The organism is Rhodococcus sp. NyZ502 (assembly GCF_041464245.1).
Lineage (GTDB): Bacteria > Actinomycetota > Actinomycetes > Mycobacteriales > Mycobacteriaceae > Rhodococcus_F > Rhodococcus_F qingshengii.
The window spans coordinates 4,447,122-4,459,056 of record NZ_CP167155.1 but is presented as its reverse complement, the minus strand read 5'-3'; the positions used below and the strand labels follow the sequence as shown (position 1 = coordinate 4,459,056).

9 protein-coding genes and 1 tRNA gene are annotated in these 11,935 nt (G+C 61.7%); 7 read left to right on the top strand and 3 right to left on the bottom strand.

The genetic code is table 11. The features are described from left to right. Nucleotides 1-32 precede the first annotated feature (32 nt). Nucleotides 33-109, top strand: a tRNA-Leu gene (locus ACBG85_RS20370). A 93-nt stretch (nt 110-202) separates the two neighbouring features. Here ACBG85_RS20370 and ACBG85_RS20365 read toward each other — a convergent pair. The 3 genes from ACBG85_RS20365 to ACBG85_RS20355 all read right to left on the bottom strand — a co-directional run bounded on the left by ACBG85_RS20365 (nt 203) and on the right by ACBG85_RS20355 (nt 3,013). Next, nucleotides 203-889, bottom strand: a complete 687-nt coding sequence (locus tag ACBG85_RS20365; RefSeq protein WP_007728826.1) for a hypothetical protein — start codon at nt 887-889, stop codon at nt 203-205. Nucleotides 890-1,851: 962 nt separating this feature from the next. Continuing rightward, nucleotides 1,852-2,046 carry a hypothetical protein gene (locus ACBG85_RS20360; protein WP_007728824.1) on the bottom strand — a complete coding sequence of 65 codons (195 nt, stop codon included), beginning with the start codon at nt 2,044-2,046 and terminating at the stop codon, nt 1,852-1,854. Between the two features lie 289 nt (nt 2,047-2,335). Further along, nucleotides 2,336-3,013 carry a tellurium resistance protein TerA gene (locus ACBG85_RS20355; protein ID WP_007728823.1) on the bottom strand — a complete coding sequence of 226 codons (678 nt, stop codon included), beginning with the start codon at nt 3,011-3,013 and terminating at the stop codon, nt 2,336-2,338. Nucleotides 3,014-3,309: 296 nt separating this feature from the next. Between ACBG85_RS20355 and ACBG85_RS20350 the strand changes: the two genes are divergently transcribed. The 6 genes from ACBG85_RS20350 to ACBG85_RS20325 all read left to right on the top strand — a co-directional run bounded on the left by ACBG85_RS20350 (nt 3,310) and on the right by ACBG85_RS20325 (nt 11,768). After that, nucleotides 3,310-5,613, top strand: a complete 2,304-nt coding sequence (locus ACBG85_RS20350) for a bifunctional diguanylate cyclase/phosphodiesterase (protein ID WP_225320105.1) — start codon at nt 3,310-3,312, stop codon at nt 5,611-5,613. Further along, nucleotides 5,606-7,996 carry a putative bifunctional diguanylate cyclase/phosphodiesterase gene (locus ACBG85_RS20345; RefSeq protein WP_372024568.1) on the top strand — a complete coding sequence of 797 codons (2,391 nt, stop codon included), beginning with the start codon at nt 5,606-5,608 and terminating at the stop codon, nt 7,994-7,996. The genes ACBG85_RS20350 and ACBG85_RS20345 overlap by 8 nt, the downstream gene beginning before the upstream one ends. Nucleotides 7,997-8,042: 46 nt before the next feature. Further along, the gene (locus ACBG85_RS20340; RefSeq protein ID WP_030536264.1) at nt 8,043-8,894 is read left to right on the top strand and encodes an SDR family NAD(P)-dependent oxidoreductase; all 852 of its coding nucleotides are present in this window, start codon (nt 8,043-8,045) and stop codon (nt 8,892-8,894) included. A gap of 3 nt (nt 8,895-8,897) precedes the next feature. Next, nucleotides 8,898-9,803: a TIGR03619 family F420-dependent LLM class oxidoreductase gene (locus ACBG85_RS20335; protein WP_050657062.1), complete on the top strand. Its 906-nt coding sequence runs from the start codon at nt 8,898-8,900 to the stop codon at nt 9,801-9,803. A gap of 68 nt (nt 9,804-9,871) precedes the next feature. Next, nucleotides 9,872-10,558, top strand: a complete 687-nt coding sequence (locus tag ACBG85_RS20330; protein ID WP_372024565.1) for a nitroreductase — start codon at nt 9,872-9,874, stop codon at nt 10,556-10,558. A gap of 73 nt (nt 10,559-10,631) precedes the next feature. After that, nucleotides 10,632-11,768, top strand: a complete 1,137-nt coding sequence (locus ACBG85_RS20325; RefSeq protein ID WP_007728811.1) for a class I SAM-dependent methyltransferase — start codon at nt 10,632-10,634, stop codon at nt 11,766-11,768. The last annotated feature ends 167 nt before the right edge of the window (nt 11,769-11,935 follow it).

Sequence of the window (11,935 nt, the reverse complement as noted above, 5' to 3'; positions counted from 1 at the left end):
CCTGCCGCACCCGACCCGTCGGGTGCGGCAAGGCCCCCATAGCCCAATTGGCAGAGGCAACGGACTTAAAATCCGTCAAGTGTCGGTTCGAGTCCGACTGGGGGCACCACGTAGATCCTCCTGCACATTGAATCGAAAAACCCCGCTCGTCCTCTTCGGGCGGGCGGGGCTTTCCGTGGAGCAGCGACTGACCACCAAGTGGCTACTGAGCCCAGACGGTCGTCCCGGCAGGAGCATTCAGCGTGTTGACGAGATCGATGCCGGCTACGACAGCCGCGCCGCCGCCGCCGAGGATCGTTCCGGCGACACCGCCGATTCCGGCGCCTGTTGCGAGGCCACCCAGGCACAGTGCCGCGGCGACGGGGAGTCCGACGATGGTCAAGCCCAGCGGAGCGCCGACAGCGCAACCGATTCCGGCGCCGACAATGGTGCCGAGCAGGCTGCCGACCTGAGTGCCGAGGCCGAGTTGGCTCTGGAAGTGCGCAATCGCCCGATCATTCTCCTCGGGCGAGGCGACGGGCGTCCATTCCTTTGCCGCAGGCGCACTCTCGGGTCGAGGTGTTGCCTTCGCAGAATCGGTGATCGGTGTCAGCGTGAGGGTCTTACCGTCTTCACTGATCGTGCGATCGAAGGGGAACTGTAGATCCCCGAGGTTGTATGCGAGAGGCAGGGAAACAAGGTCGGCTCCCTTGCTGTCCTGCAAGACGACGGACTTGCCGTCGCCGGACACCTTGAACAGCCCGGCGTCGATGGTGGTGACGATCGACTTGTCGACGACCTTCGCTTCGTAATTCACGTCGGTCGACGGATCAGCTGATGCGATCCCTGTTGATGCTCCGACTGCAGCGACCGCTAGAGCAGTCACAGCCGCCTTCTTGAAGAAACCCATAGTTCAACCCCGTGTTCGCCTGCGTATGCTCGCAGAAACTCGACAACTTCGGACATTGGTAAACCCCCGACAAAGCCTTCGTATTAAAGCAGACCGAAGTGACGGAAGGGATAGTTGCGCTCGGGCCGACCGGAAGCGGCCGGTGTAATCGAATGTGCAGCGTGCAGTACCAACTTGTCGAACATGTGTGCGAAAATGTGGAGATGCGGTTGACCGAGCAATCCCCGGATTGCTGCCCCAACGGACACCGGCTCACGGCGAACACATGCCTTGTCGGTTGGGAGGTCTGCGGGTGTGCCTCGACGGAGAATGGCGGACACAGGACCCATTACTGCAGGCGATGTGGTGAAACTGTCCGGACGCCGGAGTGTGTCGGCGTGGATCCGCAGAAAAGTCGGTGGAGTTGAAGTGCTGTTACGTTGTGTTTCAAAGAGATTCGCGAGAGCCTCACCCGGCGGATCGGTGCCGGGTGAGGCTTGTGGATCAGGTAGGCGGGGCGACGGGTGCGTCGCTGCTTCCTCCCGAGCTCCCGCTCGACGAGCCGGTGCCGAAAAGTAGGCCGAAGAAGCCGGAGATTGCGCCGAAGAAATCGAACATGGGCGAGCCTTTCGCGAGGACGAATGCGGTCACGACAAGTGGCCGACTTGTGGTGGTGTTCAGAGAAGTTCCGTCGACATTGACGGTAAAGGCGTCGGACGAAGGCCGACTGCCGGATGAAATGTACGATTCGTCCCCGTTTGATACAAGTCTTTCCCGAGTAACAGTTACTTGAGGCTTAAATTATCGGGGGTGCCTGCCTGATCTGGGGGGCCTGCCTGATCTGGGGTGCCCTGCCTGCTTGGGTGGGGCAACCAGGCAGGGCAGTGGTTGGCCGTCCCTCTCAATACCGACCTACGGCGAACCATCGGCGTTGAAACTACCCACAGTTCGTGACGTGCGCCACTTACGTACCGGTACCTTCGTTAGCCGAGGTCGGACGTTGCGGCGAAGGCGGTCGTCGACGTCCCCGCGGGGACGTGGTTCATCGAGAAATCGCGGTCCCGATCAGGGTTGACGACGCTTGCCAACAGGAGCATGGCGGCGACAAAGAGAACTCCTGCGGCGAGGTAGGCGATTCTCACGGGCAGGCGCGGGCGTCGATCTGAATTCGTGGACATTCACGTTCTCCATCGGTGCATGTTGGACGAACGCCTAGTTTAACGATCAACTAATGAAAGGGTGCGAACAGTGACGCAAGATACGAAAAGGCCCTCGATCTCGGGGGAAATCGAGGGCCTTTCCGGTCGAACGTCGGCGCCGCCAAGCACATAGCGTCACCGACCCACTATCGGTGTCGAGCGTGACCCCTCATGTCCGACCCCACTTCTCGACACTATCCAGTAACTTGCGACATTGTGGATGATTCGGACATTGTCGTTCGGATGGGGGAGATCCCGTCCGCAGCCCCTACTTTCGTCCGGCAGCCCATTTCATTCCCCAGTTGTAGGCCCGATCGAGATCTGACTGACTGCCGTTGATGTACTGAACTTCGCGCGTCACCGTCACGCCCTGACCTGAACTCTGGATGAGAGCGATCGCGCACAGTCGCTCCTGGTTGCTGGCGGAGTCGAGTCGCACTTCCACCTCCGGCCCGTTGGTGGGATACAAGGTGACGACGCCGTCCACCGCCGCCCAGTTGGGAGCGCCGTCGTAGATCATCGCGAAGATCAGGATTCGCCGGAAAGCGCTTGGGTCACCAAGATTGACGTGCATGTTCTCGCCGCCGGTGTTCGCACCACTGCGGTCGTCGCCGTCGAGGGAGATGTAGGGCGGAGAAGTCAGTGAACCGAAACTGTTACCCAAGGCCTGAACTACTCCCTTGGACCCGTCGGCAAGTTCGTAGAGGCATCCGAGGTCCAGGTCGACCGCACCAGAGCCTGCGCCGGCGAGCTTGGCGAGAAAACCGGTCTTCTTCGGTGGTGCCCCCTGTGACCAGTTGAGGTTCACGCGCATATTGCCTTGTCGTTCACCCGCCTTCGCGAGGTTGACCGTCGGTGCCGATTTGGTGAGCGTGATCTTGCTCAGGCTGACCGGTGCTTGCGACGGAGTGGACTCGCCGGAACGTCGGGTGTAGTCGATTGCCATCGTGATAGTCCTTGTCTGAACTCGAATGAGTCCGATCGTGTTACCCGTCGAGGAATCTCCACCGACGTGATCGGCGATCTCCGGCCATTGTCCCTCATGTCTAATTTCAACCCATGGGCATCAAACTTGCGGCGCCAACTTGCGGCAGACCAGCAGTTTGCTGATTACTGTGTCTGTGGGCAGACGCGACTCCGAAATAGGGTGGACGCACTGGTTGACACGGCAACGTCCAATTACGGAAGAATTGCTGAGTCGGACGTCCGATTCAATTGCGTCGTGGGAGCGGGAGGTAAGTGATGCCAGTCCTGTCGCTTCTGCAACCCCGCCAGAGAGAAAGACTGACGCCCGCCCAACGTGATGACGTAACTCGTGAGCAGATAGCCGTCACCTTCGGCGTGCTGCCATGGGCCGCTGCCGTCCACCTCGTCGTCACACTCGGGCTGACGTTGTATGTAATTCCCCCGGACGGCGGACCGCTGCCGCGTGTGTGGCCATTGCTGTCCGGCGTGATCGGGTTGGTGGGGATGTGCGTGGGTCTCGCCATTCATTTCAACCTGATCACACCCACGTACCGGATGTCCTACGCGTTTCTCATCGTCGAATTTGCTGTAGTCGGGATCCTGTATTCCTCGCTCGCCCTGGTCCTGTACCCGATCCTGGACGATTCCGGCGATCTGATCCTGATAGCGGTCACCACATCGATCACCGGTGCCGGAGCCGTGGCCACCGCGATGTTGCGAGTGGTGGGGGTCACCTGGGTCCTGTCCAATCTGATAATCCTCGGGGTGGCATTCTGGCTTCAGCCGGGACCCGAGTTCGAACGAATTCTCATTGGAATGATCGCCTATGGCGCGGCTCTGATCGGCGGCACGATAGTGGTCTCGGGCAACCTGGAATCTCGCTATCGAGCTGAATTGAGCGCCGCGTCGGAACGATCGGTCGTGCAGATGCTTCTCGAAGACTTCGAAGGCAACGCCGGGGACTTCGTGTGGGAGACGGACCAGAAAGGCAAGTTCAACCGAATCCCGACGCGGCTCGCGGTCGAAGCGGGGCTGGACTCCACCGAGTTGCAGGGAACGGCGTGGCAGGACCTGTTCATGGAGTTGGGCACCCTACGGATCCCCGGCGGGATCGATGCGCTCATGGAGTTGCAGCAGGCCCGCCACACGAAGACCGCATTCGTCGACGTGCTCGTTCCGGTCCGAGTTCACGGTGAAATTCGGTGGTGGCAGATCTCCGGACGCCCGCGCCCCGGCCGTACACCCGACGAGTTCGTCTGGCGAGGAGTCGGTTCCGACGTCACGGAAGTAAAACTGCAGAGTGACGAGATCGTGCGGATGGGTCGTGTGGACGCACTCACCGGTATGCCGAACCGGCACAGCTTCTGGACCGAGCTCGAGCGACTGCTGCGCGAGCCGTACACAAGCGAAAGTGGTCTCGCGTTGGCCATGCTCGACCTCGACAACTTCAAGTCGGTCAACGACACACTGGGACACACCGTTGGCGACGCGGTTCTGCGAGAGGTCGCGGATCGCCTGTCCGAAGCCGGCGGGGTGTCACAGTTGTTCGCACGTCTGGGGGGAGACGAGTTCGCGGTTCTTTTCACCGATGTGGGTGACAGCTCACAAGTTCGTACTCTGCTCGGCCGCTACATCGAAACTCTGCACGAGCCGATCACAGTGGCTGGTACGCGGTTGGAGATCGGATGCAGCATCGGGTACTACCTCCCCGACGAGCTGCCGTCCTCCGCCGACGAGATGATGGGCGCTGCGGACCTGGCTTTGTTCGCGGCAAAGGAATCCGGGCGCGGGGCCGTACGTGAATATCGAGACTCGATGAAGTCCGTGGCCGATCGGCGGGCCCGCCTGCTCGAAGATCTGGGAAACACTGTCGCGGAGAAGGACCTCGAACTCGAGCTGTTGCCCAGGATCGACGTGGTTTCCCGCGAGATCGTGGCCGTGGAAGTCCGCGTGATCTGGCACAACGCCCGCCTCGGTGCCGTTACGTCCGCCGAATTCATGAGCGTCGCAGACGACACCGGTTTGGCGTACTCACTGGGGACTACCGTCTTCGAGTTGGCCTGCGAGGCGGCGTCCCGCCTTCCTGATCACCTGCGGGTAGCCGTCGCGGTATCGACGCGTCAGCTCGAATCGGATTCCTTTGTCGTCGCGATAGGGGATTCGCTTCGACGATCAGGTGTCAGTGCACATCAGCTCGAGCTCCAACTCAACGAATCATCGGCGATCACCGACGAGTCCAAGTTTGCGTTGCACGCCATCGCGGACATGGGAATCGCGCTGACCGTGGACGAGTTCGGCGCCGGATTCTCCTCGCTCGCATCACTGTCCGGCCTTCCGTTCACCCGAGTCCGGATAGAGCGCTCCATTTCGGGTGCAGTGCCTGGTGGACGGTCGATCCTCGAAGCTGTCGTGGATCTGGTCGACGCGTTGGGAATGGAGGTCGTCGTCTCGGGAGTCGACGGTGAGGAGGACTTGAAGTCCGTGGCCGCTGCAAGGGTGAGGACTGTTCAGGGATACATCGCCGGCGGAGCCATGTCGGTCGACGCGGTCGCAGCGGCGGTAGCAGGCCGACGTGGGTGACCCGGCAGTACTCCGTAGGCGTCGCGTCGGGACGTCGGTGCGCAAACTCGGTCGCAGCGGCACGGAACAACACCTCTCGGATTACGATCGCCGTCGCCTACTCGATCGACGACTGCGGTTCACCGCGCGCGTACTGCCGTGGTCGTTTCTGACCGCGGCGGTTGCCTTGTCAGCGATCGTGGTGCTTCTGCCGGTGGATGCCGGATGGTTCACCTTCGCCTGGTCGAGCGTCATGCTGTTGTCGAGCGCTGGATTCAGTGTGTATTGGCTCCGGCGCTCGCGTCTCGGCGTCTCCGAGTCCCAGACCACCGAACTGGTGGTACTCACAGTCGAAATCATTGTCTGGGGAGTGCTCCTGGCGTGCTTGGCTCTCGTTCTCTTCCCGATGCTCGATCCTCGTGACGAGTTGGTACTGAGCTCGACCTTGATCGGTGGGATCGCGGTCGGCGTGTTTCCCACCATGATGTTTCGCGGAATCACTGTGGTCTGGATCAGCCTGGTGGGAGTCGGGTTGGCCGGGGCGTTCTGGACGGAACCGGGCACATCGCGTTTCGTGCTGATCGGGGTGCTGGTCGTCTTTGTAGGTTCGCTCTACAGCGGAACTTTGCTGTTGGCCAAACTTTTCGAGAGACGGCTACGCGCCGAACTCATAGCCGAGGACGAACGAGATCTCGTCGAGTTGTTGCTCAACGATCTCGAAGACGGAGCACAGGATTGGCTCTGGGAGACCGATTCGCGCGGTATCGCCAGTACCGTGTCGTATCGATTCGCCGAGCAGGTCGGTTTGCCGGCAGCACAGATTCGGGGCCGCACAATGCACGAGATCCTGATCGGGATCGGCGCGTCCCGAACAGATGTGGGCAGGAAGTCCCTTGATCTCCTCGCCGCGAATTTTCAAGCCGGGACGGCGTTTCGGGACCTCACCATGCAGGTCGTCGTTCGGGGCGATACTCGCTGGTGGTCGATGTCAGGTCACCCGGGCAGTGGCGATGGGGCGACCTACGGGTGGCGCGGTGTCGGATCCGATATCACGCACTCGTATCACCAGCGCCAGAACATCTTGCGATTGGCAGAGATCGATTCGTTGACCGGTCTCAGAAATCGGTACAGCTTCAACGCTCAACTGTCTTCGCGGATTCGGGACGGACACAGGGTGTGGCTGGCAATTCTGGATCTGGACAACTTCAAGTCGATCAACGACCGGTTGGGACACCACATCGGAGACGACGTGCTTCGCGATGTTGCCGGCAGACTGCACAGCGTTCTGCGATCGAACGAGATCTGTGGCCGACTGGGGGGTGACGAGTTCGCCATCGCCTTCGACGACCTAGCCTTCGACGACATCGGGAGTGCAGATGAGGTGGAGAAGAGATTCCAAACGATTCTCGACTCATTCGAAGGACCATTTTCACTGGTCGGCAACCAGATTCGCATTCGTGCCAGTCTGGGGTACGGCTCGATGCCCGACGACGCCGACAGCCTCGAAGACCTGGTGATTGTCGCGGACCTCGCGCTTTACCACGCAAAGGAGAGCGGTCGGAACCAGATTCGCGCCTTCGATGCGACTTTGCGGGATCGTGCGACGGGTAGGGCCAGGGCATTGTTGGATCTTCGTCGTGCGTTGATCGACGAAGAGTTCGAGTTGGTTTATCAGCCACAGGTCTCGGCCGCGACGGGAGTTGTCGTCGGGTTCGAGGCTCTGCTGCGGTGGAACCATCCGACTTCAGGTCTCGTCTCGCCGGGAGACTTCATTTCGGTCGCCGAGGAAACCGGCTTGATCGTGCCGATCGGTGCAGGTGTTCTGAGGGCTGCCTGCACGGCGGCGACAACGTGGCCGGAGGACATTCGGGTTGCCGTCAACGTTTCTCAGGTGCAACTGCGTTCGAGTCGATACGTCGACTCGGTACGCCGGACACTGATCGAGGTGAACCTCCACCCCAGCCGACTCGAGATCGAGGTGACCGAATCGTTGGTCATCGACGACGCCGACCGAGATGTGTTGGTACAGCTCTCGGCGCTCGGCATCGCCATTGCGATGGACGACTTCGGCACAGGGTTCTCCTCGGTTGCCAGCTTGGCCCGGCTGCCGCTCGATCGGTTGAAGATCGATCGGGCGTTCGTCGCACCGCTGGACGCGGATCCCTCGAATTCGAGGTTCGCTGTCTTGCGAGCCGTCATCGCGATTGCCAAGTCTCTGGGGCTGGACACCGTCGCCGAGGGCGTGGAGACGGAGAGGCAGCGCGCGATAGTGACCGAGTGCGGATGTGACGTGATCCAGGGGTACCTCGAGGGAATGCCGATACGGGCAGCCGAGATTCCGCACTATTTGAATGGGCGACTCGGCGGTTCGAGCAGGTGGGGTGTCGCGGCTACCACTGAGTGAGAACTTTGCGCCCGTTTTGCCGATCGATGTGTGACGGTACGCCGAAGTGCTTCACATCGAACTGCAGAAGGGTGTCTTCGTGGTGGTCGGATCGGCGTACTCCCCAGGGCCGATGTTGGTGGGTAAGAAGGCAGTGGTCACAGGCGGTTCCCAGGGAATCGGCGCAGCGATTGTTCGAGCATTTGCATCGCATGGCGCGTCAGTTCTGGTTGTCGACGTGGCTCCTCTTGGCGACGTCGAATTCGACTCGGCTGCAGGTGGTTCGATCAACTATCTCGAGTACGACGTGCGGACGCGGGAAGTCCCCGTCGCGTTGACCGAGTTCGCGCCGGACGTCCTGGTGAACAACGTGGGTCATTTCCTGAACCCGCCGACAGAGTTCACCGGTACGGATCCCGGTTTCTGGTCCGAGGCCGGCAGCATCAATTTCGATCACGTCGTGCGTCTGACCCATGCCCTGCTTCCCGGCATGATCGACCGCGGTTTGGGTGGATCGATCGTGAACCTGACGACGGTGGAGGCGCATCGAGCGATCCCGGGCCACACGATGTACTCGGCATACAAGGCCGCGCTGACACAGTTCACCAGGAGCCTTGGTGTGGAGATCGGTCGAACCGGAGTGCGCGTCAACGCCATTGCCCCGGATCTGATCGAGTCGGTACAGGTGCCGTATCGCACGATCGTTCCCGCCGACGACTGGGACAAGTGGCCGGGGTGGGCACCGTTGGGCGGACCGGGCCAGCCGGTCGACATTGCCGGCCCCGCACTGTTCCTGGCTTCCGACCTGGCGAGATACATCACCGGAACCGTGATCCACGTCGACGGCGGCTCGCACGCTGCCGGAGGCTGGTTCCCCACAGAAGAGGGTGGCTGGACCAACCGGCCCCGAAAGGCTTGACACATGACAACTTTCAGTCTGAACGTTCCCAACTTCGGCACCACTCTCGCGGAGGACTCCTACGCGAAACTCGTGCAGGTCTGTCAGAACGCGGAAGCTGCCGGCTTCGACCGGGTCCTCGTCACCGATCACGTGGTGATGGGCTCGGACAACTCGGCGTACACGTGGTCGGCGTTCCCCACCGAGCCCGACGCCAACTGGCTCGAGCCGCTGACCGTCCTGGCTTTTGTTGCCGGACAGACGAAGACAATTCGCTTGGGGACCGGAATCGTCATCGCGGCGCTGCGCGGGGGAGCGGTACTGGCCAAGACGGCCGCGACACTCGATCTGCTCTCCGGGGGCCGACTCGACCTGGGCGTCGGAACAGGTTGGCAGGAACGTGAATACGAGGCGGCAGGTATGGACTTCGGTAAAAGGGGACCACTGCTCGACGACGCTCTCGCAGTGTGCCGGGCCCTGTGGAGTTCGGCGCCGGCGAGCATCGACACCCCTCGTCTGAAGTTCGACGACGTGTACTGCGCGCCCCGTCCGGCCGCTGGAATCCCGATCTGGGTGTCCGGTTCGCTCTCCAAGGCCGTTGTACGACGCGTCGCAACCTGGGGTGACGGGTGGATTCCGATCATGGGTGCCGCGGACGACGACCTACGTGAAGGGATCGACGTCATCGGCAAAGCGATGGCGGATCTCGGACGCGATCCAGCGGAATTGCAGGTCCGTGGGCGACTGACCGTCGTACGCGGGTCCGACGGTTCGATCGACCTCCCGGCGACGATGATCGGCGCCGAGCAGCTGCTCGAATCCGGTGCCACCGATGTGCTGGTTGCGCTGGCAGCAGTAGATCCGGATCCGGATGCGGCGATGGCAGAGTTCGGCGAGCTGGTGTCGGCCTTCGCAAAGGTGACCCGCTGACGATTGCGTCGAGGCGGTAGTTCTATCGTGCGAAGTGTTGTAGTGCAGCCTGATCGAGGAGAGAACACATGACCGAGAGCATCGTCGTGGATACGAGCCTGGAAGCGTTGCTCGACGCCCGGATCAGCTGCCGTGCCTACGAGGACCGTCAGGTGCCACGTGAGGTGATCGAGGAGATCCTTCGGCTGGCGCAGAAGACGCCGTCGTGGTGCAACACGCAACCGTGGCAGGTCGCGATCACCGAAGGGGAGGGCACCGAGCGATTCCGCGCCGGCCTCGGTGAGTACGTGATGGCCAACGCCCAGGAGTCGGACTTCGAGTTCCCGCGCGCGTACCAGGGCATCTACAAGTCGCGTCGGTTCGACTGCGCGATGGCGCTGTATTCGAGCGTCGGAATCGAGCACGGTGACCGCGCCGGATCCGCGGCACAGACGATGAAGAATTTCGAGCTCTTCGGCGCTCCTCACGTCGCGATCATCACCACTGACGAGGCATTGGGCACCTACGGCGCAGTCGACTGCGGGTTGTACGTGAACAGCTTCCTGCTCGCGGCCCAGAGTCTGGGGGTCGCCACGATCCCGCAGGCGGCGCTCGCGGGCAGCTCCAAGTTCATTCACGAGCATTTCGGTATCGACGACACTCGCAAGGTTGTCTGCGCGATCTCGTTCGGATACCCCGACGCCGACCACCCGGTGAACGGATTCCGCACCGAACGCGACACCGTCGACAACGTCGTGCAGTGGATGTCGAACTGACAGGGATGTCGAACTGATCACCTGCTGGTCGGGGGATTGAGTGTTGCGTAGTTCCACCTGAAAGACTGGTGGCATGTCCGACACACCCGAACTGTTCGATCGTCTGCGCCGATTCCCCGATGTCGAGGCACCCAATCTCTTTGCCGTCGATGCGGCTGATCGTCTGATCCTCGACGAGGCCGCCGACGCTCTTGCCGCGGCACCGGCGGGCACCGTCGTCGTGATCGGCGATCATTACGGTGCGCTGACTGCCGGTGTTGCGCTCGTGCACGGAATCGCCGCCGTGCGCGTTCACCAGGATCCGCTCACCGGAGAGCTGGCCCTCGCGAACAATGCGCGCGAACTCGGATTCAGTGACGCCTTCACCTCGCACGGACTGGACGAGGAGTTGCTCAGCGGCGCCCGCGTCGTGCTCATGCAATTGCCGCGTAGCCTCGCCGAACTTGCCGAGATCGCCCAGCTGATCGCGCTTCACGCCGACCCGGCGGTTCGTGTCTTCGCCGGTGGGCGTGACAAGCACATCACCCCAGCGATGAACAAGGTTCTCGGCGAATCGTTTTCCGACGTCAGCGCCTCGCGTGGGCGTCAGAAGTCCCGCGTACTCAAGGCTTCGGAACCGAAGCCCGATGTTGCTATCACGTTCCCGGTGACCGAACGCCTCGACGAATTCGACCTCGACGTCGTTGCTCACGGCGCAGTGTTTGCCGGTGCGAGCCTGGACATCGGCACCCGGTTGCTCCTGGAGAACCTCGGAAAGATTGCGGTCGATCCGCTGAGCGACGTGATCGATCTGGGTTGTGGCAGCGGCATTCTCGCGGCGGCGATCGCGCGGAAGTTCCCGGACGTGCACGTGATCGCAACGGATCAGTCCTCGGCAGCCGTCGCTTCGGCTCTGGCGACCGCGTCCGCAAATGGCGTCGGCGATCGAGTGAGCGGCCTGCGCGACGACGCCGTGAGTTCGTTGCCCAGTGCGAGCGCGGATCTGGTTCTGTTGAACCCGCCGTTCCACGTCGGCGCGGCGGTCCACACCGGCGGAGCACTCAAGATGTTCGAAGCTGCCGGCCGTGTCCTGCGTCCCGGTGGCGAGTTGTGGACTGTTCACAACGCGCATCTGGGGTACCGCGAACCGTTGAAAGCCGCGGTGGGTCCGAGCGAGGCGATGGCGAAGAACGCGAAGTTCATCGTGATGAAGTCGGTCAAACCGTCCTAGTATCGAAAAGGGACGAGTGTCGAAGAGTGTTGATCTTCCGGAAATGCGCCGGGAACTACAACCGAAGCTTCGACGTTGTAAATTACGAGTGCTTTACTTTTAGTCAGGTACACGGACCGTGTCGGAAACTCGGATCCGTCCGGCGAACCCGCGACGCACCCGTCGTA